13 protein-coding genes and 11 pseudogenes are annotated in these 24,089 nt (G+C 69.0%); 6 read left to right on the forward strand and 18 right to left on the reverse strand.

Going from position 1 to position 24,089, the window contains the following annotated elements:
- Nucleotides 1–256 precede the first annotated feature (256 nt).
- The 5 genes and pseudogenes from ACFQJD_RS10450 (at nt 257) to ACFQJD_RS10470 (ending at nt 5,700) form a co-directional block, all read left to right on the forward strand.
- A complete protein-coding gene (locus ACFQJD_RS10450) occupies nt 257–964 on the forward strand; it encodes an NAD-binding protein (RefSeq protein ID WP_379798068.1) in 708 nt (235 codons plus the stop codon).
- A 30-nt stretch (nt 965–994) separates the two neighbouring features.
- Nucleotides 995–2,484 (forward strand): annotated as a pseudogene (locus ACFQJD_RS10455) (TrkH family potassium uptake protein).
- A 254-nt stretch (nt 2,485–2,738) separates the two neighbouring features.
- Nucleotides 2,739–3,370: pseudogene (gene gfcR / locus ACFQJD_RS10460) on the forward strand (transcriptional regulator GfcR).
- A 415-nt stretch (nt 3,371–3,785) separates the two neighbouring features.
- Nucleotides 3,786–4,522 (forward strand): annotated as a pseudogene (locus ACFQJD_RS10465) (beta-ketoacyl-ACP reductase).
- 170 nt (nt 4,523–4,692) lie between these two features.
- Nucleotides 4,693–5,700 (forward strand): annotated as a pseudogene (locus ACFQJD_RS10470) (agmatinase family protein).
- 43 nt (nt 5,701–5,743) lie between these two features.
- On the opposite strand, the gene ACFQJD_RS10475 reads toward ACFQJD_RS10470, so the two are convergent.
- From ACFQJD_RS10475 to ACFQJD_RS10530, 12 genes and pseudogenes are all read right to left on the reverse strand, one after another.
- Nucleotides 5,744–6,409, reverse strand: coding sequence for an APC family permease (locus ACFQJD_RS10475; RefSeq protein WP_379798070.1), 666 nt, complete (start codon nt 6,407–6,409; stop codon nt 5,744–5,746).
- A complete protein-coding gene (locus ACFQJD_RS10480) occupies nt 6,406–6,573 on the reverse strand; it encodes an NAD-binding protein (RefSeq protein WP_379798072.1) in 168 nt (55 codons plus the stop codon). Before ACFQJD_RS10480 ends, ACFQJD_RS10475 begins: the two co-directional genes overlap by 4 nt.
- A 57-nt stretch (nt 6,574–6,630) precedes the next feature.
- Nucleotides 6,631–6,816 carry a hypothetical protein gene (locus ACFQJD_RS10485; RefSeq protein ID WP_379798074.1) on the reverse strand — a complete coding sequence of 62 codons (186 nt, stop codon included), beginning with the start codon at nt 6,814–6,816 and terminating at the stop codon, nt 6,631–6,633.
- A 349-nt stretch (nt 6,817–7,165) separates the two neighbouring features.
- A complete protein-coding gene (dpsA, locus tag ACFQJD_RS10490) occupies nt 7,166–7,705 on the reverse strand; it encodes a DNA starvation/stationary phase protection protein DpsA (protein ID WP_379798076.1) in 540 nt (179 codons plus the stop codon).
- A 309-nt stretch (nt 7,706–8,014) separates the two neighbouring features.
- Nucleotides 8,015–8,179 carry a hypothetical protein gene (locus ACFQJD_RS10495; protein WP_379798078.1) on the reverse strand — a complete coding sequence of 55 codons (165 nt, stop codon included), beginning with the start codon at nt 8,177–8,179 and terminating at the stop codon, nt 8,015–8,017.
- A gap of 190 nt (nt 8,180–8,369) precedes the next feature.
- A complete protein-coding gene (locus ACFQJD_RS10500) occupies nt 8,370–9,860 on the reverse strand; it encodes a cobyric acid synthase (RefSeq protein ID WP_379798080.1) in 1,491 nt (496 codons plus the stop codon).
- Nucleotides 9,860–10,555: a cob(I)yrinic acid a,c-diamide adenosyltransferase gene (locus ACFQJD_RS10505; protein ID WP_379800486.1), complete on the reverse strand. Its 696-nt coding sequence runs from the start codon at nt 10,553–10,555 to the stop codon at nt 9,860–9,862. The genes ACFQJD_RS10500 and ACFQJD_RS10505 overlap by 1 nt, the downstream gene beginning before the upstream one ends.
- 61 nt (nt 10,556–10,616) lie before the next feature.
- Nucleotides 10,617–11,915: pseudogene (locus tag ACFQJD_RS10510) on the reverse strand (cobyrinic acid a,c-diamide synthase).
- Nucleotides 11,912–12,685: a cobalt-precorrin-7 (C(5))-methyltransferase gene (locus ACFQJD_RS10515; protein WP_379798082.1), complete on the reverse strand. Its 774-nt coding sequence runs from the start codon at nt 12,683–12,685 to the stop codon at nt 11,912–11,914. The pseudogene ACFQJD_RS10510 and the gene ACFQJD_RS10515 overlap by 4 nt, the downstream one beginning before the upstream one ends.
- Nucleotides 12,678–13,354: pseudogene (locus ACFQJD_RS10520) on the reverse strand (precorrin-8X methylmutase). The gene ACFQJD_RS10515 and the pseudogene ACFQJD_RS10520 overlap by 8 nt, the downstream one beginning before the upstream one ends.
- A pseudogene (locus ACFQJD_RS10525) lies at nt 13,347–14,716 on the reverse strand (cobaltochelatase subunit CobN). Before ACFQJD_RS10525 ends, ACFQJD_RS10520 begins: the two co-directional pseudogenes overlap by 8 nt.
- Nucleotides 14,647–17,061, reverse strand: coding sequence for a cobaltochelatase subunit CobN (locus ACFQJD_RS10530; RefSeq protein ID WP_379798084.1), 2,415 nt, complete (start codon nt 17,059–17,061; stop codon nt 14,647–14,649). The pseudogene ACFQJD_RS10525 and the gene ACFQJD_RS10530 overlap by 70 nt, the downstream one beginning before the upstream one ends.
- A gap of 138 nt (nt 17,062–17,199) precedes the next feature.
- Here ACFQJD_RS10530 and ACFQJD_RS10535 point away from each other — a divergent pair.
- A pseudogene (locus tag ACFQJD_RS10535) lies at nt 17,200–19,346 on the forward strand (ATP-binding protein).
- Between the two features lie 3 nt (nt 19,347–19,349).
- On the opposite strand, the pseudogene ACFQJD_RS10540 reads toward ACFQJD_RS10535, so the two are convergent.
- The 6 genes and pseudogenes from ACFQJD_RS10540 to cobJ form a co-directional block, all read right to left on the reverse strand.
- A pseudogene (locus tag ACFQJD_RS10540) lies at nt 19,350–20,615 on the reverse strand (PQQ-binding-like beta-propeller repeat protein).
- Nucleotides 20,612–20,989 (reverse strand): DUF3209 family protein, encoded by a 378-nt coding sequence (locus ACFQJD_RS10545; RefSeq protein ID WP_379798086.1) that lies wholly within the window; start codon nt 20,987–20,989, stop codon nt 20,612–20,614. Before ACFQJD_RS10545 ends, ACFQJD_RS10540 begins: the two are co-directional and overlap by 4 nt.
- Nucleotide 20,990: 1 nt before the next feature.
- Complete coding sequence (locus ACFQJD_RS10550) at nt 20,991–22,202, reverse strand: CbiX/SirB N-terminal domain-containing protein (RefSeq protein WP_379798088.1); 1,212 nt, start codon at nt 22,200–22,202, stop codon at nt 20,991–20,993.
- Nucleotides 22,199–22,860, reverse strand: a pseudogene (locus ACFQJD_RS10555) (cobalamin biosynthesis protein). Before ACFQJD_RS10555 ends, ACFQJD_RS10550 begins: the two are co-directional and overlap by 4 nt.
- Nucleotides 22,857–23,101, reverse strand: a pseudogene (locus ACFQJD_RS10560) (ferredoxin). Before ACFQJD_RS10560 ends, ACFQJD_RS10555 begins: the two co-directional pseudogenes overlap by 4 nt.
- A complete protein-coding gene (gene cobJ, locus ACFQJD_RS10565) occupies nt 23,101–24,087 on the reverse strand; it encodes a precorrin-3B C(17)-methyltransferase (RefSeq protein WP_379798090.1) in 987 nt (328 codons plus the stop codon). The pseudogene ACFQJD_RS10560 and the gene cobJ overlap by 1 nt, the downstream one beginning before the upstream one ends.
- Between the last annotated feature and the right edge of the window lie 2 nt (nt 24,088–24,089).

Consider the following 24,089-nt stretch of genomic DNA (forward strand, 5'->3'; position numbering starts at 1 on the left):
TCCGAGCGGCGCAAGCGATCGCCCGCATCGTCGATCTGCCGATGGCACACGACCTCGAGACGTTCGCGAACGGACGCGTCCAGCTCGTCGAGTTCGAGATCGGGGCCGAGAGCGTCGTCGTCGAGACGCCGCTCGACGAACTCCGCGAGGACGAACTCGTCCCGGTGGCGGTGCTCCGGGACGGCGCTATCCTGACCGCGAACGGGGTCTCGCTCGAGGCGGAGACCGCCTCGTCGCCGCCGGAACCGAGCGGGCGGTGGCCGCGTGTTCGGAGCGAATCACCCCGGAGCGGTACGCCGAGTCGATCGACGACGTCGTCCTGTTGGGCGGGTCCGCGACCGCCGAACACGTCGCCCGGCATCTCGAATCGCAAGGACGGTCGCCGCGAATGGTCGTCGAAGACCGGTCGCGAGCGAACGACCTCCGGGCCGACCTCACCGAGACCACGCTGCTCGTCCACGATCCGACCGATCCCTCGTTTCTCGAACGCGAGCACGTCGGCGACGCCGACGTCGTGCTCGTCGGCTTCGACGACGACCAGCGCGGACTGTTGGGGTCGATGCTCGCGCGCCAGCAGGGCGCGGACCGGACGATGACCATCGTCGACGAACCCGAATACGACACCCTGTTCGAGGCGGCCGGCATCGACGTCGCCGTCCACCCCCGAGCGGAGGCCGCCGAGGCGATCTCCCGGTTCACGCGGGGACGCAACGCCGAGAACGTGGCCATCGTCGAACGGGGCGTCGCCGAGGTGTTCGAAGTCGCGGTCGAGTCGAGTAGCCTGCTGGTCGACCACACCGTCAACGAAGTCGAGGACACGCTCCCCGAGAGCGTGGTCGTCTGCGCTCTCACGCGCGACGGCGACTACCACCACCCCCATCCGAGTATCACGTTCCAGGAAGGGGACCGCGTCGTCGCGTTCGCCTCGGCGGACGTGAGCGACGAAGTGCTCAGCCGACTGTGACCGCCCAGCGCCGGCACGCCGACGACTGACATGGTCCGCGTCAACTGGCGAGTGAGTCTCGGCTACACGGGCGTCGTCCTCCGGTGGATGGCAGCGGCACTGCTGTTGCCGTTCGCACTCGCCGTCGCGTCCGGAGAAGACGTGGTCGCGTTCGGCGCGACGATCGCACTCGCTTCTGGGATCGGTCGCCCTCGAACGGTACGGTCGACAGGGAGACATCGACTCGCGCGAGGCCATTCTCCTGGTGTCGCTGGTCTGGACCACGGTCGGGATCGTCGGGGCACTGCCGTACGTGCTCGCCGGCACCGGGACGGTCGCAACGCCCGTCAACGCGCTGTTCGAGAGCGTGAGCGGGTTCACGACGACCGGTGCCACGGTCATGGCAGAGGTGTCGACGGACACCCACTCGCGGGCGATCATGATGTGGCGACAGGAGAGCCAGTGGCTCGGGGGATGGGCATCGTCGTTCTCGCCGTGGCGCTCTTTCCGAATCTCTCGGTCGGCGGAGTCCAGCTCGTCGAGCGGGAAGCCCCCGGTCCTCGGATGCGAAAGCTCACGCCCAAGCTCGCCGAGACCGCTCGCGTCCTCTGGAAGGTGTACGTCCTCGTCACCGCGACCGAAATCGCGCTCCTGTACGCGCTCCATCTCGGCGGCTTCGCACCGGATATGTCACTGTATCTGGCGGTCGCGCACGGCTTCACGACGATGGCGACGGGGGATTCTCGCCCGCCGCCCGGTCGATCGCGGCGTTCTCGACCGCCGTACAGTGGGTGATCGTCCCGTTCATGGCCGCGGCCGGCGTGAACTTCGCGCTGTTTTCGCGGGCGTACCAGGGCGACTTGGACGCGTTCCGTGACGATCCGGAGTTTCGGACCTATCTCGGCGTCCTCGTCGCCGTCGCCGTCGTTCTCGTCGGCGTGCTGTTCGCGAACGGGGACTACGCCGTCGGCGCGGCCGTCCGTCACGGGGTCTTCCAGGCCGTCTCGATCGTCACGACCACGGGGTACGCGAGCGTCGATTTCAACGCCTGGTCGGAGACGGCACAGACGCTCCTGGTGCTGGCGATGTTCCTGGGCGGGAGCGCCGGCAGCACCGGGAGCGCGATCAAGATCGTCCGGTGGCTCATCGTCGGAAAGTCGATCGTTCGAACGCTGTTCACGACGGCCCATCCCTCGGCGTTGCGCTCGATACGGATCGGTGAGACCGTCGTCAAATCCTCGACGGTCCGGGACGTCCACACCTTCACGCTGCTGTACGTCGTCCTCTTTTTCGCCGGGTCGGTGCTCGTCCTCGCGAACGGGACGACGGTCGGCCACGCGCTGACTGTACAGGAGTCGATGAGCGCGGCCGCGGCAACGCTCGGAAACGTCGGGCCCGGCGTCGACTTCGTCGGCCCGATGCGGAACTACCTCCACTTCCCGACGGGGACGAAACTCCTCCTCGCCGCGTTCATGATACTCGGTCGACTCGAGATCCTGACGATACTCGTGTTGTTCACCCGCGGCTTCTGGCGGGGGTGACCCGTCGACTGCGACGCCGGAACGACCCGCCGTGTGTGGCAGAAAGAGCAGTACATCCCGATATTCCGGTGTCTAGCGCGCAATTCACACCGAGACCGCCGTGACGGATCGAGGGAGAACGACGTAGCTTATACACGACAGATTTATGATACAACCTCGAAAGGGAAATGGAATAGATGTAAACAGACTATCCGTTTCGCGGCGACAACCGCCGACGAAAGAACGATGAACGGCCCCGCCGAACGCGACACAGTATGAAGGACGTCGACGATCTCATCGAGAGTGCCGCGGAGCTCGCGGACCGAGGGCTCCCGAAGGGCGAAATCGCGGACGAACTCAACGTCTCCCGGGAGACGGCGAGCTGGCTAGTCGAGCGGAGCGACGTCAGCTCGCGTCCCTCAGAGCCGGCGGCGGAGCGCCCGCACGACGTCCACGTGGACTGGAGCAGCGTCGGCCGCGACAGCGCGCGCCTCCATTACGTCAGCGCGGCGATGGCCGACCTGCTGAGTAGCCGAGGTGACGGCGTGGACCTCACCATCGGCATCGAAAAGGCCGGCACGCCGCTGGCGACGGCCATCGCGCGCGAACTCGACACGGACCTCGGAACGTACACGCCCCGCAAACACCAGTGGGAAGAGGAGACATCGAAGAGCTGGGCGGGTCGTTCTCGCGGAATTTCGCGGACATCCGCGACCGCGAGTGCTACGTCGTCGACGACACCATCACCAGCGGCACGACGATGCGCGAGACGGTCGACGCCGTCCGCGAGGAGGGCGGCACGCCGATGGCGTGTGTCGTCCTCGTGGACAAGCGAGGCGTCGAAGAACTGGCGGACGTCCCGGTGTACTCCTTGCTCCAGATCCTCCGCGTCGGCAACGGGGAGTGACCGCCCGACGCGAGACGACCGAGCGATCCGACGGCTGGCTCGACGCCGTCGGTCGCGTCGTCGCGCCGAGATAACAGAATTATGCGCGTTATCGGTCACGTATCGTCGCGCGGATCGACGAGGACCGCGTGGCGATGGAGTCTCGACCCGGGGCAATGCACGGACACCAGTGACCGACGTGCGGCCACGCAGGCAGTGAGACGCAGATCGACTCCGATCACTAAAGCATCAGCTACAGATACAGAATAGAAATATGATACTTTCCGCGTACGCCGACTACCGAAATCCGTTCACGGCCGGCGGCGGGGTTCGCTCGGCCGGGGTTCGGCGTCTCCGGGAACGCCGTGGGTTTCGCCTCGCACGTTCTGTACGGGCGGTGGTAGTTTTTAGGCCCCGGTCGCGTACGTGTGAGTCGATGCAACCGAAAACGTGCGTGGTCACCGGCTCGTCGACGGGCATCGGACGGGGAATCGCAGAGCGGTTCGGCGCGGAGGGCTGTGAGGTAGTAGTCAACTACCGGAGCTCGAAGGAGCCGGCCGACGAGACGGTCCGGAGGATAGAGGAAGCCGGCGGGTCGGCGATCGCCGTTCAGGCCGACGTCACCGACCAGGCGCAGGTCGACGAAATGCGCGACCGGACCCACGAGGAGTTCGGGGGATCGACGTACTCGTCAACAACGCGGGGATCAACCAGGACATCATGTTCGAAGAGATGTCCCACGAGGACTGGGACGTGGTGCTGGACGTCCACCTCGACGGGGCGTTCCACTGCACGCAGACGTTCTACGACGACCTCGCGGACGCCGACGAGGGGCGGCTCGTCAACATCTCCAGCATCGTCGGGAAAGGTGGGAACCTGGGACAGGCCAACTACGCGACTGCGAAGGCGGGCATCTTCGGATTCACGCGGACGCTGGCGCTCGAACTCGCCCGCGAGGGATCGACCGCCAACTGCGTCGCTCCCGGCTTCATCCGAACCCGGATGGTCGAAGAACTCTCCGAAAAGGTCAAACAGCGCATCGAGGACGACACGCCGCTCGGTCGACTCGGCACCGTCGAGGAAGTCGCCGAAGTCGTCGCGTTCCTCGCCAGCGACCGTTCCTCGTTCATCACCGGCGAGGTCATCGACGTCAACGGCGGCAAGGATCTCTAACCGCCCGCCGAGGGCGGTTCGGAAGGCGCCAGGCCGCCGGTCGCCGCCGCCCCGCTCGACGGCCGGAGGCGACGGACGGGCACAACGATTTTGCCGGGCAGTAGCGATATGGATCCAATGACTGGAACGACGAGCGCCTCGGCGTCCGCGATTCGGCGAGGTGACGGCCGGTGAGCGACTCCGACCGAACGCCCGCCGACGAGTTCCGCGCGACCGAGGACGGTGCGGGCGTGGAGCTGGCTTACGCGGGTCGGAACACGTTTCTGAAAGCCGAGGCGCGCGACGTCTCCGACCTCGACGACGTCGACGTCGGTATCCTCGGCGCGCCGTACGACGGCGCGCTCAGCAACCGGCCGGGCGCGCGCTACGGCCCGGAGGCGATTCGCAGGGCCAGCGGATGGTGGGCCTACCTGGCGAACTACAAGGGCGGGCTCACGAACGTGAACACGGGAAAGCGGGTGGATTTCTCGGGGTCGAGGTCGCCGACTGCGGCGACGTCCCCGTCTTCCCGATGGACCACGAGCGGACCGCCGACAGCATCGAAGCCCACGTCGCCACCGTCGCGGAACGGGCCTTCCCCTCCTGCTCGGAGGCGACCACTACTGTACGTATCCCGCAGTCCGGGGTTCGCCCGCGGCATCGACGCGGACTCGATCGGGCTCGTCCAGATCGACGCCCACAGCGACACGGTGGCCGAGAGCGACGTTTTCGGGGCGCATTACCACGGGTCGAGTACGCGTCTCGTCGCGGAGTCGCCGTTCGGTGACTACGAACGCGTCAGTCAGGTCGGCGTCCGCGGCTACGAGGGCCCCGACTTCCTCGAATTCGTCGACGAGACGGGGCTGAATCTCTACCCGATGCGCGAGGTCCACGAGCGCGGCGTCGCGGACGTCGTCGCCGACGCCGTCGACGCGGCAGCGACGGACGCCGACGCCGTGTACGTGACCTTCGACATCGACTCCGTCGACCCGAGCGTCGCCCCCGGAACGGGGACGCCCGAACCCGACGGCCTCAGCCCCCACCAGGCGCTCCGAGTGATGGAGGTCGTCGGGAGGCACGACGCCGTCGGCGGAGCCGATCTGATGGAGGTGTCGCCGACGTACGACCCGACCGCGTCGACGCAGACGCTCGGTGCCTACCTCCTCGTCACGCTCGTCGAACGGCTGTTCGCGGAGTGATTCGCGAGAGAGCGCTTCGAATCCGGACCGCGAACCGGCGTCGTTACCACAGGTCCAGCGTCCAGAGGACCGCGCCGACGGCCACCGCGGCGACGCCGAGCGCGAGGCTCGTCGGCTCGACGTTCGTGAGCAACGCGAGGTTCGACGCGACGGCGAGAGCCGGGACCCAGGGAACGCCGGGCACTCGGAACCGACGGACTCTGTCGGGGTATTTCCGCCGCGACTGGACGAGCGTGACGTTGACGAACGCGAGGTCGCCAAGGTGGAGGAAATCCGCCAGATGTGCGAGCGCCCCGAGCCCCAGCAGCGGTGCCGCCGATCCGCCGCCGGTCCCCGGTTGCCGACCGAACGCGACGCTGAACAGGACGACGAAGCCGAGCGTGATCCCTCCGGTCAGCAGAATCGCCCGGTAGGGGATTCCGTAGGAGGGGTGGATCGCCCCGACGCCGTCGGGGAGATGGTCGTGGCGGGCCATCGCGAGTTTCACCCGCGACCCGGCGAGGATGGTGGCGTTCGCCGCCGAGATCATCGAGAGGAGCGCCCCGACGACGAACACGTAGAATCCGGCGTCGCCGAGGTAGTATCTGGCGGCCTGGGCCATCGCTACCTCTCCGTTCGTCGCGACGAACCGCGACGCGGCGGCCGGTGACGCCAGCCCCGCATGTCGCGCGAGAAAGCGGAGAAACGCCCCGTCGTTGACCGCGATCACCACGACGACGACGGCCGCGTCGCGTCGCCGTTGATGACCGACGCGACGTGCTCGTCCGCGACCGCCTCGCTCCGGTCCGGGTCCTCCTCGACGAGGATGACCGTGTGTCCGCGCTCGTCGAGAAGTCTCGCCGTCTCCAGGCCGACGCGGCCACCCCCGGCCACGATGATCCGTCTCGTACTGGACACCGCTCTGACGGGGAGTAGCCGGCACGAACACAACTAATCCGCCTGCTGTTCCCAGTCGGTGAGAATACGGACCGCTTCGGGGTCGTCTGTACCCCACCGGTCCGTCGGGGGCGAGTTCGCCGTCGACCGTCGCGTCGAGTCGCCGGTCGGAACCCACAGGAGCGGGGACGCCGATCCGACCGGCGTCCGAAGCTCCGGCCGCCGTCGCGGAAACCGCACTCTTTTTATTTTAGGTATGCCTAAAGAAATCCGATGGCCGCCGGAACTCAGTCGCGTTCGGACGCTTCGCCCCCTCCCGAACGGCTCGGGAGACCCGAGATATCCGTCTGTGAGAGCTGTCCCGGTCGATCCGTGTTCCTCGAATCGGGGAACACCGACGGCTGGATCGCGAGCGACGTGACCGTCGGAGTGGTCCGATAACGACGGCAAAAACGCCGAGACGACCGTCGCTCCGGCGAACGTCGGACGGAGCGAGGATTCGAACGCAGTTCCCGCCCCGTCACGAGGCGGGAGGACGCTGTACGAGAGAGCGTCGACGACTGATTCGTCTTCGCGGGGCCGACTCTCCTTACCGCGTGTCGGCGACCAGCGTGTCGTCTTCGAGGTAGTGGTCGATGACGTGGACGTGTTCCTCGAGGTCTTCGAGGTGGTCGCGGAGCATCTCCGCCGTCGCGTAGTCACCGAGTCCCTCCGCGAGTTCGATGTGGTCGCGGTAGCTCTCGATGATGTCGCCGTACATCTCGAGGTCGTTGGCCAGCGACGTCCGGATGTCGTAAACGTCCTCGTCCTCGGGGTCGACGGTCGCGACCTCCGAGAGGGTCGCCATGCTCGCGTGTGGGACGCCGCCGATGGCCTGCGCGCGTTCGGCGAGCTCGTCGGCGGCTTCCTCGACCTCCTCGTACGCCTCCTGAAGGAACACGTGGATGTCGCGGTGTTCCGCGCCCTCGACGTTCCAGTGGTGCTTGTGGAGCTGATGGTAGAGGACGTACGCGTCGGCGAGGTCCGCGTTCAGCGCTTCGACGATCTCCTCGGCTTTCTCCTCGTCCAGTCGAACCGGGTTCTCGACGACTGTGCCCGCCTTCTGACGAACGGTCTTCTGCGTGCTCATTGCGTCCGCCAGTTGGTTCGCTATCGACTTATAATTTTACAATTGGAAAATATTTTTCTCATCAGCTAAATCCGAACGATCGTTCACCCCGTCCCCGGTCCCGAAATCGAACGTCGAACGGACGGTCGTACCGGGGCAGCACGTATGTCAGGATACTTATCTGATCGCCGACGCGTGCCGGCCCGACTGGCCGCCGTTCGACGAGAGACGACCGGGGATTCGCGTTTCCGACGGCAGAGATCGGCCACGGGGGTCGAGAGTCGCGCCGGGGCGGCGTCGACTCGGCCGCTGGCGGTCGCTCCGATCAGGTCACGAGGGGTGCTGGTGTCTGAGTTTTTCGGCGATCTGCCCGGGGACGGGCGTGTGGCAGTGTCTGCATTTCCACGTGGGGTAGACCGTTCCCGGTTCCCGCTCGAGATCCTGCTTGAATCGGAGGGTGGCACCGCAATCGCAGGTGTACGTCGTGCGGGCCATACGTACTCGACTGCCACCCGGACACTAATCTCCTGCGGCGCGCACCGTCGGCGTTCCGTACGTCGCCGCCGGACGTCGCTGCGCCGCGCGCGTACAGATCGATCCTGAGAGTCCCGTGTGCGCCGTCTCGACGGCGTCGGTTCTCGCTGGCGACGCCGTTCGAGGTGCACAGGGTCGGCAGCGCGAACGCTCAGCCGTCGGGCAGAGCGCCTTCCACGTCCACGTGATCTCGAACGAGCGCCGCCGCCGCGTCGAAGGGCGACCGTCGGTCGCCCTTCGGCTCGGGTCGCGTCCGTCCCGTCGACTCGTAGACGGCGTCGACGAACGCGTCCCGAACCCCGCGGTTCTCGAAGAGGCCGTGGAGATACGTCCCCGCGACGGTGCCGACGGCGGCGCTCTCGGGGCCGACGGGCCGGTCGACCGGTTCCGTCGCGCGGGTCTCGCCCGTGTGAATCTCGTATCCGGTGACGTCGCCGCTCGCACCGGCCAGCGGACCCGCGCCCGTCATCTCCCACGTCACCGGCGCGACGCGCTTGTCGGTCGCGAACGTCGTCCGCACCGGCAGTCGACCGACGCCTTCGACGACTCGCTGGTCGCCGGTGCCTTCGACGTGTGCGTTTTCGACGCGTTCGCCGAGTAACTGATAGCCGCCGCAGATGCCGACCATCGGCCCGTCGAACGCCGCCAGTTCGTCGTCGAAGCCCGCGTCGCGAACGGCGATCAGGTCGTCGACGGTGTTTTTCGTCCCGGGGACGACGACGGCGTCGACGTCCGCGAGCGACGCGTCCAGTGGCAGATACGCGACGCGGATGCCGGGGACGCGAGCCAGCGGTTCGAGGTCGGTGAAATTCGACACGCGAGGGAGGTGCGGGACGCCGACGGTGACGGTCCGGTTCGGTGGGGCGTCGTCGTCGTCGCCGCGGACGCCCTCGACGTCGGGGAGCGAGACGCTGTCCTCTTCGGGCAGTCCGGGGTCGTCGTACGGGAGGACGCCGAGCACCGGGACCCCGGTTCGCTCCTCCACGTCTTCGATGGCAGGGTCGAGGATGGCTCGATCGCCGCGGAACTTCGTGATGACGACGCCGACGACGCGGTCAGCGACGTCGTCGGGCGCGAGTTCGAGCGTCCCGACGATGCTGGCGAACGCCCCGCCGCGTTCGATGTCCGCGACGAGGAGGACGTCGGCGTCGGCGAAGCGCGCAGTTTCCACGTTCGCCAGATCGCGGTGGCGGAGGTTCGGCTCCGCGAGACTCCCAGCGCCCTCGGCGACGACGACCTCGTGGGCCTCGGCGAGTCGCCGATACGACTCTCTGGCGGCGTCGAGAGACTGGTCCCATCGGTGCTCGTAATATTCGCCCGCTTCGAAGTGACCCACCGCCTCGCCCTGAACCACTACCTGACTCTCGCCGTCGCCGCGGGGTTTGAGCAAGACCGGATTCGAATCCGTCGTCGGCGTCACCCGCGCGGCCCGTGCCTGCACGTACTGCGAGACGCCGATTTCGCCCCAGTCGGCGTCGGTGTCGCCGGCCGCGAGGACGGCCCGGGCGTTGTTGCTCATGTTCTGTCCCTTGAACGGGACGACGTCGACGCCGCGGTCGGACAGGTGGCGACAGAGGCCGGCCACCACCGTGCTCTTGCCGGCGTGGCTCGCAGTTCCGGCGACGAGGAGGGTCCGAGCCATCAGTATTCGGTTCCCTTTCGGGCGCGTCGCCCCGCTTCGATGGGGTGGGTCTCCTTTCGGACGTTCGTGACGAGGTCCGCGCGTTCACAGACGTAGTCGGGGTGCTCGTGGCCGCCCGTGAGGACGAGTTCGAGGTCGTCGGGTTTGGTGTCCGCGAGGTCGACGACCGCTTCGGGGTCGACGAGGCCCCTGTTCGCGGCGTAGAGGATTTCGTCGAGAACGAGCATGTGGACGCCGTCGTCTGCGGGGCCGTCCAGCGGGAGCGGTGACTGTAGATCCGCGTCGTCGGCCGCGGCGACGAGCTCTCGGGCGCGGGTCAGTCCGCCGCGGGCCTTCGCGACGTGTTCGTCCTCGTCCGACTCGTCGAGGAAGCCGTGCCACCCGTAGTGGCCCGAGTTCTCGTAGGAGAATCCGGGCATCCGGGCGATAGCGTTGTATTCGCCACGGACGTCCTCGACGCTCGACGCGCCGCCTTTCATGAACTGGAGCATGTGAACGCGGTAGCCGTGCCCCGCAGCACGGAACCCCATGCCCATAGCCGCAGTGGTCTTGCCTTTCCCGTCACCCCACCAGACCTGCACGAGACCGAACTCGTCGGGGGCCGACGGCGTGATACTGCGGGCTTTCGGGGCCTCTCCTCGGCCCGGTGTTCGCGCGAGTCGTTCGTCCTCGTCGTCGGTCGAGTCGTCGGTCATCGGTGTCTCCGTGTGTCCGGCGGCAGGGATGAGCGCTTTGCCTCCGACGGCCCGATCGATCTCATCTCGCACCCTCCACGAACGCGTCGAAGGCACCGCTCTCGGGGTGCAGGTGGCAGTAAGTGCCGACCGTTCGGTGTTCGCACAGGCCGTCTCGATCGTCGCGGATGCCGGACCCCGGACGACGTCGAACGCGAACCGGGCGTCCCCGTCGACGTCGGCGTTGGAGTAGTGGAACTCGTGGCCGCGCCGTCGGTCGTCTGCCGCGGCCGTCAGGGTGTCCCGCGTCGCCCGTAGTTCGACGTGGTCGAGCGCCTGATACCGGTCGTGCATCCGTACCTCCGCCGGCAGGACGCCGGCCATCTCGTAGGTCTCCTCGTCGGTCGTCGTCAGCGACTCGGACAGCGCCATCAGGCCACCGCACTCTCCGAGTACAGCGACGCCGTCGGCGGCGGCGGCAGCGACGGCGTCCATCGTCGAACTGTCTTCGAGCGCCCGCGCGTGGAGTTCGGGGTAGCCGCCCGGGAGGTAGACGCCGTCGCACGCGGGCAGGTCGTCGCCCGCGAGCGGCGAGAACGTGACGACGTCCGCCCGTTCGCGCAGGCGTTCGACCGTGGCCGGATAGGCGAAACAGAACGCCGCGTCGCGAGCGACGGCGATGCGCGCGTCGGTTCGGTCGCCGACCGCCCCGCTCTCGGGGCGCGGTGGCGTCCGCGCGACGTCGAGCAGCCGATCCGTGTTGATCGATTCGGCGGCTTCGTCGAGGGCCGCCTCGTCGAGGGCCGCCTCCTCGCCCATGTGGAGCCCGAGGTGCCGGTCCGGGATTTCGAGCGCGGAGCGTGGCGGGATGCGACCGAAGTACGCCAGGTCGTCGGGGAGCGCGTCGCGGATGCCCCGCTCGTGGCGGCCGCCGTGGGCGCGCTGGGCGACGACGCCGGCGACGTCGACGTCGCGTCCGGCGTGTTCCGCGTACTCGCGGAAGCCGTGTGCCGTCGCGGCGACACTCTCCATCCCCGCTTTCGCGTCGACGACCAGCACCACCGGGAGGTCAAGTTCCTCCGCGACCATCGCGGTGCTGGAGCAGTCGCCGTCGTAGAGGCCCATCACGCCCTCGACGACGCAGACGTCGCCGTCGCCGCGGTGGTAGTTTCGACGCATCCTCCCGGCCTTCGAGCCACAGGTCGAGGGTCCGGGAGGGTTTCCCCGCCACGGCTTCGTGGTGGCTCGGGTCGATGAAGTCGGGGCCGGCTTTCGCGGGCTGGACGTCGTGGCCCCGCGCTCGGAGGGCGCGGACGATTGCGAGCGTTGCCACCGTCTTCCCGACGCCCGATCGGGTACCGCCGACGACGATCCCGTTCATGCTACCTCCTCCGCGCGCACCACGAGTACGGAGAGGTCCGAGTACGGCGTCGACTCGCGGTCGGAACCTCCCGACGACTCGCGAAGGTCGCCGAGGGTCGACCGCGTCACGCGTTCGTCCGCGTGTGTCAACCGTTCGAGGACGAGGGCGTCGAGGTCGGGGTCGCCCCCGGCGTCGACGAGCAGCTCGGCGACGTCGCCGGGCATCCAGTCGAAGGGACGCGGGAGGACGAGCAGGTGGCGATCGCCGACCGCGCCGACGAGTCGGTCGAGGTCGGCGTCGAGGTCACCGCTCTTGTGGAGGGTGACGAACTCGGCGTCCTCCATCGGCGTGCGCGCCCGACTCGCCGCGATCTGTAGCGACGAGACGCCGGGGATCACCGTCACGGGGGCGTCGACCGCCCGTTCGACCTTGCCGAGAAGCTGGTAGCCCGAGTGGTTCGGGTCCCCCATCAGGACGGCCGTCCCGCGGTCGCCGTCTTCGACTCGCTGGGCGAACGCGTCGAGCGTCTCCGCCTCGTCGGCGTAGCCACAGGCGAGCAGGTCGGCCTCCGTCTCGTCGGCCACGAAGTCGACGACGGTTTCGAAGCCGACGACGACGTCGGCCTCGCGGACGGCGCGCGCGCCGCGGCGGGTGAGATACTCCGGATTTCCGGGGCCGATACCGACCGCGTAGACAGTATTTTCGGCGTCTTCCCGGGGCTGCTCCGGCGTCGCGGCGGCGAACGTCGCCGGATCCGGCCCGGCGTCGAGGTCGTACCCCTCACTCATGGGCCGACAGGTCGACGTCGCCCTCGCGCGCGTCACTGGCGACGTGGACGAGTTCGTTCACCAGCGCCGCGCCGAGGCCGCTCCCGCCGCGCGTGCCGACGTTCGTGATGGCCGGGACGCCGTACTCGGCCGCGACAGCACGAATGCGCTTGCGGCTGTCGGCCGCCTTGACGAAGCCGACCGGCGTCGCGACGACGACGGCCGGACGGGTGCCGTCTTCGATGCAGTCGGCCAGCGCCAGCGCGCCGGTCGGGGCGTTCCCGACGACGGCGATCGCTCCGTCGTACGCCCCTTCGCGGTCGAGCTCGAGGACGGACGCCGCGGTTCGAGTCATCCCCGTCTCGGCGGCCAGGTCCGCGCCGTTCCCGATGGCCTTCCGGACGGGGCAGTCGTGGCCGCGGCTCGTGATGCCCGATTTGGCCATCGTGATGTCCGTGACGATGGGACGTTCGTCGAGGACGGCCCTCGCGCCCGCGACGACGGGGTCGTTGTGGAACCGCATGAGGTGCTGGAAGTCGGGGGAGCCGGTCGAGTGGACCGCCTTCCCCCGATGCGGTCTTCGAGCGTCTCGTCCGGGACGAACGTCCGGACGATGTCCATGCTCGTCTCCGCGATGTCCATCGCTTGCTGCGTCGTCGCGCCGAGGTCCGCGTATTCGTCTTCAGTCATCGGAAATCATCTCGCTGGGTTCGGTCGTCCGCGCTTCCAGGTCGCCTTCGACGGAGAGGTTAATGTCCCGTAATCTGTCCGCCACGTCGGGGGCGGCGTCCCACAGGCCGCGGTCGATGGCTTCGAGGAGCGTCGCCGTGATGCTCTCGACGGCCCACGGGTTCACGTCCCGCATCCACTCCCGCCTGTCCTCGTCGAACGCGTAGGCGTCCGCGAGATCCGACCAGAGCGCGTCGCTCACGACGCCCGTCGTCGCGTCCCAGCCGAGTGCCACGTCGACGGTCGTCGAGAGGTCGCCCGCGCCCTTGTAGCCGTGTTCCTCCATGCTGTCCAGCCAGTCCGGGTTGAGGACCCGCGCCCGCATCGCCTTCCGCACTTTCTCCTCGTTCGTGTAGACGGTCACGTCGTCGGGGTCGCTGGAGTCGCCGACGTACGAGGCGGGGTCCGACCCCGAGATCTCGCCGACGGCCGAGACGAAGCCGCCGTGGAAGGCGTACCAGTCCGAGGAGTCGAACTCGTCCTGTTCGGCCGTGTCCTCGATTTTCACCGTCGCGTCGACGGAGCCGAGCCGGCGCTCGAAGCTCTCGTGGGCCTCGGAGACCCGTCCCCGAGAGCCGAGGGCGTAGCCGCCCCACTGCACGTAGACGTCGGCGAGGTCACTCCGGTCGTCCCAGTTGCCCTCGTCGACGGCCTTGTTCGTCCCTGCGCCGTAGCCGCCGGGCTTGGTCGTGAAGACGCGGTGTCTGGCCCGCTCGTCGGCCTCCTCGGGGTCGACGCCGTCGGCTTCGAGGTCCGCGGCCTCCTCCTCGACGTGTTTCTTCACGTAGTTCGTCTCGTGGGGTTCGTCGAGTTCGACGACGGCGTCGACGGCGTCGTGGACGACGCTCGCGGCCTGCGGGAAGGCGTCGCGGAAGAGCCCGGAGACCCGCGTCGTCACGTCGATGCGCGGCCGCCCGAGTTCCTCCGGTGGTATTGGTTCCACGTCGTCGACGCGGCCCGCGTCGGTCCACACCGGTTCGACGCCCATGAGCGCGAGCACCTGCGCGATGGTCTCGCCGCGGGTCCGCACCGTCGGCGTCCCCCACGCAACGACGCCGATTTCCTCGGGGTACGCCCCCTGTTCGTCGCGGTGGCGTTTGGCGACGCCGTCGGCGACGCGCCTGCCCACGTCCCACGCCGTCTTGGCGGGGACCTTCCGGGGTCGAGCGTGTAGAAGTTCCGCGCCGTCGGCAGGAGGTCGACGCCGCCGCGCGTCGGCGCGCCGCTCCCGCCCGGCGGGACGTACTCCCCGTTCAGGGCGTCCGCCGTCCGTGGAATCTCCTCGGCCGCGCCGGCGACCCGCGGGGCCGCCTCCTCGCAGATGAACGCGAGGACTTCGCGGAGCGAGTCGTGTGCGCCCGGTTCGGCGCGGGCGTCGCCGAGGGGTCGACATCGACGACGAGCAGGTTCATGTTCACCTCGTCGTCGGGACCCGCTTCCGCCTCCGACTCCGGCACGTCGAAGTCGTGGCGCGCGAGTTCCTCGACGAGTTCGACCGACTGGTCGTAGACGTGGTCGGCCGCTTCCGAGAGGTACATTCCCAACTCCTCGTCGTAGCTTCCGGGTTCCTCCAGCATCCGGTCGTAGTCGACGCCGAGGACGCCCGCGACGGCTTCGCGGAGGCTCGGCGCTCCCGGATTCGACAGGCGCGTGAGCGCGACCAGATACTCGACGAGTCGGTCGCCTCCCGGTGGCTCGCCCATCGTGTGGAGCCCCATCCGGATCTGCGTGGTCTTCACGTCGGTGAGATACTCGTGAACTCGCCCGACGAGGTCCTCGAACGCCAGTTCGTCCACGTCGTCGACGCCGAGGTCGGTGGCGAGGTCGAGTTCCGCGACCGACGCTTCGATTCGTTCTCGGAGTTGTTCGCCGCTGTCGGTGCGGGCGTCCTCCATGCCCGCCTCGCGGTACTCCCGGACGAGTTCTTCGAGGTCGGCGAGTTCGTCGTAGGTGCCGGCCGCTCGCATGACCGGCGTCAGGTAGTCGACGACGGCCGCGTAGGACCGCCGTTTTGCCTGCGTCCCCTCGCCGGGGTTGTTGATGATGTAGGGATAGACGTTCGGCAGGTCGTCTATCAACTGGTCCGGGGCGCTCTCGCCGTTCAGCCCGACGGTCTTGCCGGGGAGCCACTCCAGACTCCCGTGCGTCCCGAGGTGGACGACGGCGTCGGCCTCGAACTCCTCGCGGAGCCACGCGTAGAAGGCGTAGTAGTCGTGTGGCGGCTGGAGGTCGGAATCGTGGTAGACCTTCGAGGGGTCCATCCCGAACCCGCGCGGCGGCTGGACAGTCACGAGGATGTCCCCGTACTCGACGCCGGGGATGGCGAACGGCCGGTCCGGCGGGTCGCCCCACTCGTCGACGACCTGATCGCGGAATCGGTCGTCGGCGTCCGCGAACCACTCGGCGTACTGGTCGGGCGACACGACGTCGACGCTCATCTCCCGAACGTCTTCGGGCGCGACCCACCGGGAGTCGAGCGTCAACTGCGACGTGAGGCGGTCGATGAGCTCCTCGCCGTCCGCGGGCAGGTCGGAAACGGCGTAGCCCCGCGCGTCGAACTCTTCGAGGAGATTGACGGTGCTCTCGGGGCTGTCGAGGCCGAACGCGGTGCCGATGCCGTCGTCGCTCGGCGGGTAGTTGTGCAGGACGACGGCGACGTCTTTCTCCTCGTTCGGCAGATGCCGGAGTCGCGCCCAGTTGACGGCCAACCGGGCGACGTGGTCGATTCGGTCGTCGATGGGGAAGTGTTGTTTCGGCGCGCTCCCGATGCTCGCCTCGTCGTCCATGCGTTCCTTGCCGCTGACGGGGTGGGTGATGACGTTGCCGTCGAACTCGGGGAGCGCGACCGACAGGGCGAGTTCGAAGCCCATCACGCCCGTGTCGCTGCGTTCGTATCGGGAGCGGGAGCGCATCGTCGTGATGGCCTGAAGGACGGGGACGCCGAGTTCGGTGAGGAAGACTTCCTCCGCGTCCTCGCCCTCGTCGCTCGCGTCGCGGCCGCGTTCGCTCATCGAGAGCGAGAACATGAACGAACTCACGACGGCGTCGACGAGGGGTCCGTCGTCGTCGCTGAACCAGTTGCGCGCGACCCACTCGGCGTTCTCCTGGCCCTCCTCGTCCGTCGCCGGATTACAGAACGCCGGGAGGACGTTCGCGCCCGCCGCTTCCAGTTTCCGGACGAGTGCGTCCACGTATCTGGTGTTCGCGTGCGTCCAGTGGGACTCGTAGAACCAGACGCCGATAGTCGGCTTCTCCGGATCGTGACTCGCCAGCAACTCCTCGTACTCGACGCTTGGATGGTCGGGGTGGTAGACACCCTCAGTCGGCAGCGACACGGGGTCGTCGTAGTCGGCGTCGACGTCGTCGTACTCGGTCGCGAGGAACCGACAGAGGTTCGCGAGATTCACCACGCCGCCGGATTCGAGGAAGTCGTACGCGCGGTCCCTGTCGCGCTCGGCGACGGTGGTGTCTTCGAACGCGAACGCGTCGCCCGTCGACTTGACGACGAGCGGGACGCCCGCCTCGGTGAGTCGGTCCACGGCGTGATCGTAGCCGGGCATACTCTCCTCTGCGCCGTGTAACCAGAGCACCACGGCGGACGCGGACTCGACGTCGTCGACGAACGCGTCGACGTCGGCTTCGTCTTCCAGGTCGCTCTCGGAGCGCACCACGAGGTCGATGCCGTCGAGTCGCCCCGCGGCCTGCTGTACCGCTCCAGCTCGTTTTCCGTCGCCGTATACAGCCCGATTTTCGGCATGATTTGATAAAGCATTATTTCGGTACTACAAGTAAACTTTCGTATCCACATGGAACGTCGCCACACACCGTTTCCAGCGATCGTCGGACAGGCGGAGTTGAAGCGGGCGCTGCTCGCCGTCGGCGCGAACGACGCGCTCGACGGCCTGCTCGTTCGGGGCGAGAGGGGGACGGCCAAGTCCACGGCGGTCCGGGCGCTGGCCGAGTTGCTCCCGGAGCAACGCGCGGTCGCGGACTGTCCGTACGGCTGTCCGCCGGACGACCGGGATCGGCAGTGTCAGTCGTGTCGGTCGCGCGCGGAGTTCGACGTCGAGACGCGCCCGGTCCCGCTCGTGACGCTCCCGCTCGGGGCGACGCGCGACCGCGTGGTCGGCACGCTGTCGGTGGCCGACGCGCTCGACGGCGACGCCGAGTTCGACCCCGGCCTGCTCGCCCGCGCGAACCGGGGCGTTCTCTACGTCGACGAAGTGAACCTCCTCGACGACCACCTGGTGGACGTCCTCCTCGACGCGGCCGCGAGCGGCGTCAACCGCGTCGAACGCGACGGCGTGAGCGTCGAGCACCCGGCCGACTTCACGCTCGTCGGGACGATGAACCCCGAAGAGGGCGACCTCCGGCCACAGCTCCGCGACCGGTTCGCGCTCCAGGCGACGGTCGCGGGCTGTGAGTCCGTCGACGACCGGGTCGCGGTCATCGACCGCGCCCTCGACAGACGCGACGACCCGAAGACGTTCGTCGCGGCGTACGACGACGAGACCGACGCCCTGCGCGACCGACTGCGCACGGCGCGGCGACTCGTCGACGACGTAGCTCTCCCCGCGGAGTTCAAGGTCGACATCGCCGAGCTCTGTCGGGACGCCGGCGTCGACGGCCACCGGGCGGACATCGCCGTCGCGCGCACCGCGGTGACGTTCGCGGCGCTCGACGGCCGAACGAAGGTGCTCCGTTCCGACGTTCGCGAGGCGGCGACGTTCGCGCTCCCCATCGACTCCAGCGGCGACCCTTCGACGACCCGCCGGAGATGGACGACGTCCTCGACGACCACTTCGACGAAGACGAGGGGCCGGACGGGGACGGCGGTGACGGGGAGAGAGACGACGGCGACGAGGCGAACGAGCGTGGAGACGCCTCCGAGGGCGGCGACGCCGACGGCGAGGAACCGGTGCGGGCACCGGCGGTGAGGAACCGACGACGGCGCAGACGCCGACGGTGAAGGACCCGACGACGACGCGACCGGCGACGGCGAGGGTAGCGACGCAGACGCCGACGATTCGGGCGGGCCGACTCGGCAGCCGAATCCGTCGCCCGCCGAGGGGAGTCGGGCGACGGCGGAGATGACGAATCGGGCGACGGCGAAGGCGGCGACTCCTCCGACGACGCCGACACCGAGGCGACGCCGCTCGTCCCGGGTCAGAGGCGGGCGGAGGTGGGCGACGCCGAACGGCCGCCCGTCGACGACGTGGATCTGGAGTCGACGGCGTCGGAGAGCGGATCACGGGCACGGGTCGAATCTTCGGGCCGGGGCCGCGGGCCGCGGGTTCGAACCGAGCGGGCGACGTCCGACGGCGACGTCGACGCGGCCGCTTCGGCCCGGGCCGCCGCGGCCGCGGGGCGAACGCGGGTCGAAGAACGCGACCTGCGAACGTCGGTTCGGAGCGGGAGCGCGGGGACGCTCGTCGTGTTCGTCGTCGACGCCAGCGCGTCGATGCGGCCGGCGATGCGCGAGGCCAAGGGGACGGTCATGTCGCTCCTCCGCGACGCCTACGAACAGCGCGACGAAGTCGCGTTCGTCGCCGTCGCCGGCGACGAGGCCGAGATACTGCTCCCGCCGACGAACAGCGTCACGCTGGCGGCTCGCCATCTGAAAGACCTCCCGACGGGCGACCGGACGCCGCTCCCCGACGGCCTTTCCACCGCCCGTCGACTCGTGACCCGGGCCGACGCGGACGCCGGCCTCGTCGTCGTGGTGACCGACGGCCGCGCGAACGTCGCCGACGGCAGTCCGACGCAGGCGACGCGCGCCGCGGCGCGGCAGCTGGCGAAAAGTGACGCGTCGGTCGTCCTCGTCGATGCCGGCGACGACGGCGCGGGACTGACGGACGTCGTCGAAACCGAGACCGGCGGGCGGCGGATCCCGCTGGCCGACCTGACTGCGGAACGCGTGGCCGACGCCGCGGCGTCGGCACGCGAGGAGTAGCCGTCAGCGTGCGTCGCCGTCGACCTGCCACGCGTGCAGGCGGTAGGCCCCGCGCGTGACGCCCTCGTCGTGGTATTCGACCGGCTCCTCGACGACGGCGAGCGCGTCGTCGCCGAGCGCCGCGGCCGACGCGATGCCGGGAACCGACTGCGAGTCGAGGTGACCCCGGCGCGCGTCGAAGAGATGCACGGCGTGCGTGTCGGCCGTTCGCTCGCGGAAGTTCTGCGCCGACGGCACGGCGACGAGCGACCCGTTCGCCGAGACGCCGCGGGCGAAGCCGCCGACGTCGTGCGTCCACGCCACGTCGCCGCCGTCGACGGCGACGGCCGTGTGTTCGCGGGGTGGCGCGCGTCCGGGTCGCGGGTCGACTCGGCGTAGGTGTTGCCCGTCACGAAGACGGGGGTGCCGGCAGCGACACGGACGTGGTTCGGATAGGCGTAGACCGTCTCGCCGTCGACGGACTGCTCGCTCGCCAGATCGACGCGCCACCGTTCGCCGCCGTCGGCGTCCAGCAGGTAGCCGTGTTTGTCGCCGTGGCTGGCGATGGCGATGCCGTCGTCCGCGAACGCCACGTCGCCGACGCGCCGGTCGCCTTCGGTTCCGGGATCCCAGTTCGCGACGGGGTCGCCCGAGTCGGCGTCGAGGACGACCAGTCCGTGGACGTGCTGTTCCGTACAGCGGTTGTACGCGACGGCGACGCGCCCGTCGTCGACGTCGAGGGCGATCGGCGACGCGTGGGCGCGGTAGCGCCACCGAACGTCGCCGTCCGGTCCGAATCCGAGGACGGCGCTCGACCAGTCTCGGGCCTCGCCGTCGCGCTCGTACCGTCTGGCAGCGGCGACGGTCGTCCCCCAGCCACGGCGACGTCGACGACGTACGGTTGGAAGAGGAGGATTCCTTCGTCGCCGTCCCCACGTCCTCGGCGGTTGCGTACCGCCACCGGCGCTCGCCCGTCGCCGACGACAGGGCGGAGACGTAGCCGTCCGGGCCGCGTTCGCCGGCGACGAGGACGCCGTCGCGCTCCGCCAGCGACACGACGTAGCTGCCCGGGGACGCTGCTGGGTCGTGGGTGGACGTGTCGCCCGTCGCCGACCACCCTTCGATCGGCGTCGCGTCCGGGCGATGTGCGGTCACGCGCCCGCCGGGCCCGCCCGCGAAGACGGCGTCGTCGGCGACGGTCACCGCGGAGCGGGCCCAGTTGTGACGGCTCCCCGCGGGGTCGAGTTCGCCCAGCGAACACCGCCGTTCGTCGGTGAGCACGTCCGTCATTCCTCGGTGGGGAAGGTTTCGTGGAGCGTGTGGTGGGCTTCGCCGAGGTCGTCGAGCACGGCATCGGTCTGCTCACGGAGGCGACGCACCGTGCGCTCGGCGTCTCGGACGGCGACGACGCGGCCCCGGAGGTACGCCCCCTCGGGGTCGTCGGCGTCGGCCTGCATCGCCTCCGCTTCGAGGTCGATCAGGGCGGCGTCGAGGTGTCGCTGGATTTCGTCCAGCGTCGACGCGTTCGCCAGCGCCGCTATCGGGCCGTCTTCGTCGAGCGCGTCGCCGATTTCGGCTTCGGCGTGTCGCCGGACGCTCTCGTCGACGGTGCCGTTCAGATTCATCAGTGCGAGTCGGAGCGCTTCGAGTTCTTCACAGGCCATATTACAGTGTCTGGTGTACGAGGTCGGAGACGATGCGGTCCCGTTCGAGGTGGGACGAGACGATGCGGTCGGTGTCGCCCGCGGTGACGCCGCCGTACCAGACGCCGTCGGGGTAGACGGCGACCATCGGGCCGTCGCCGCACTGGCCGAGGCAGGACGTGCGGGTGATGCGGGCCTCGCAGTCGTCGGCGTCGCGGACGCCCTGTCGCAACCGTTCGACGACCGTGGCCGCGCCGCTTTCGGCACACGTCTGGTTCGTACAGATCGCGACGTGTTTTCCGGGCGCGTCGTGGACGTGCGGGTCGTCGCCCACCGACTCGCGGTCGGCGTGTTCGGCCTGGTGGACGAGCGAGCGCAACATCGCTCGCGCGCCGCCCTGGTCCTCCTCGTAGCCCGCGAGTTCGACCTTGTACTTGCAGGTGTCACAGGACATCTCGACGCTGTCCGACCGGGCTTCCCGAAAGCGGTCGGCGAGGACGTCGACGACGCGGTCGCTCGCTCCGAGCGGATCGCTGGCGGCGGCGGCGACGTACGGATACTCGTCGTCGAACGCCGCCGTCCGGTCCGCGATTCGCTGGGTCAGCGTGCCGTCACCGAGCATGTAGGGAACGACCGCCACCGCGTCCGGCCGGTCCTTGGTGACGGTGTGGAGCGTCTCGTCGAGGAGCGGCGTCGTCACGCCGATGAAGGACGCCGCGACGCGGTCGAACTCGCGCCCCTCGTAGAGGAGACGCGCCAGTTTGTGGACGTCGGCGTTGGAATCGGGGTCGCTCGACCCCCGGGCGCAGACGACGACGGTCACGTCGTCCGCCCCGCGGTCGACGCCGAGGTCGGATTCGACGGCGCGCACGCGCTCGTCCAGCAGGTCGACGAGTGAGGGATGCACGCCGAGATGCGACCCGTAGCGGATCGTCAGATCCTCGTGTCGGGTGCGCGCCGTCTGCACGGCCAGGGGCACGTCGTTTTTGACGTGGCTCGCTCCGAACAGCGACAGCGGAACGACCGTCAGCGTCCGGCACGCCGGAGCGACCGCGTCGATCGCGTCCGAAACCGCCGGCTCCGCGAGTTCGAGGTAGGCGACGTCGACCGGGAGGCCCAGCTCGGATTCGAGTTTCGCGGCCAGCGTTCGGACCTGCTCGTTCGACTTCTCCCGGCGGGACCCGTGGCCGACGAGGAGGACCGCGTCGTCGTCGAGCGGCGACTCGGTCGTCATGCGTTCTCCGCTTGCTCCAGGCTCCGCACGAGCTTTCGGCGACGCGTCGGCGCGAACAGGTCCGTCTCCTCGCTCCCGTCGTACACCCAGCGGCCGAACGCGTCGGCGGCCTCGTCGGCGACGCCGAACCAGTAGCCGCCCGAGGACGACGCCTGTATCTCGTCGGTCGGTGCGTCCACGGGACAGGTGTCGAGCAGTCCAGCGACGGTGTCGAGCAGGGTCCGGTCGTCGTGGACGAAGGAGACGCCGACGGTGCCGGATGACGACTTGAAACAGACCGTCCCGCAACTCTCGAGGAGCCCCGGAGGAGCTGGCGCTCGGCGTCGGCGAAGACGTCCAGCCGATAGCCGCCGCGCTCGTCCCCCGTCGGGAGGCCGAACGCCGCGCTGGCACGGGCGGCGACGTCGCCGGTCACGGTGACGCGGTACTCGTCTTCGGTCCGGGTGACGGTGGCGTCGTGGGCGTACGGCCGTTCGGTCCGCCGGTGGTCGACCGCGCCGCCGCCCGCGACGGCGACGAGGCGATCCGCACACGCCTCGTCGGGGGCCCGGACGGTTATCTCGTCCGTCCGAACGTCGCCGTCGCCGGCGACGTGGCCCCAGAAGTAGGCCGTCTCGGGATGACACGCCAGCAGGTCCGTGGGAGCGCCGTCGGTCATTCTTCGGCCTCCCGAACGGTGATCGCGCCGGGGGACAGGCGCTCGCGGCCAACGTCGCGTCATCGACGTCGCCGTCGAACGTCGCGACGACCCGGTCGTCCGTCCGGTCGACGCTCACGACGCCCTCGGCCTCCGGATCGACCGTCGCCAGCCCGGTTTCGTCTTCGACGAACCGCTCGTCGCGGACGAGACACGCGAAGATGCCGTCGCAGGCGACCCGGTCGAGTTCGACTCGGTACATCAGTAGTCGTATTTCCGCTCGTAGCCCCGCGGCGTCACCATCCGTCCGTCCCAGACGTACGTCTCGTCGTTCCCGACCAGAAGCGTGGTCGTCATGTCGATGAGGTCGGTCTCGCCGAGTTCGGGCAGGTCGCGCAGTTCGACGATTTCCGTCTCTTCGTCCTCCCGACCCGCGGCGTGGACGACGCCGACGGGCGTCTCGGGGTCGCGGTGTTCGAGGAGGATCTCGCAACATTTCTCGTAGTTGTCCCGGCGCTTGCGACTCCACGGGTTGTAGATGGCGATGGTGAACCCCTCCTTGGCGGCCGCGTGCAGGCGGGACTCGATGGTCGGCATCGGCGTCAGGTGATCCGAGAGGCTGATGCTGACGGTGTCGTTCACCAGCGGCGCGCCGAGGCGGGCCGCACACGACTGCGCGGCCGGGACGCCCGGCACCACCTCGAAGTCGACCGCGCTGGCCGACCCGCCCTTGGATTCGAGGATTTCCAGCGCGAGACCGCCCAGCGCGTAGACGTTCGGGTCGCCGCTGCCGACGATGGCGACGTCGTTGCCGGCGAGCGTTCTGTCCACGGACTCCTCCGTTCGGGACACCTCGCCGCACATCGGCGTCGAGTAGATGTCTTCGGCCGCCTCGACGATGTCGTCCGGCAGGAGGTCGATGTACGTCGTGTACCCGACGATGTGGTCGACGGCCCGGAGCGCCTCCTTCGCCCGGGTGGTCATGCCACTCGGTTGCCCGGGGCCGAGACCGACGGCCACCAGTCGTCCGGGGTCGGCGTCGAAGTCGTCGGCCGTCGCCGTGACCTGCTCTTCAGTTGTATCGGACTTCGAGCCGCCGCATTTCGATGCCGAAGAGCCGTCGGTCGATTTCGAGCCGCCGCATTTCGAACTGCTGGCGTCGGTCGTGGAACCGCCACATTTCGAACTCGCGTCGGTCGAGTCGGTCGTCGCGCCACATTTCGAATCGGATGCTGTGTCCTCGCTCATTG

Source organism: Haloplanus sp. GCM10025708 (assembly GCF_042663985.1).
GTDB lineage: Archaea > Halobacteriota > Halobacteria > Halobacteriales > Haloferacaceae > Salinirarus > Salinirarus marinus.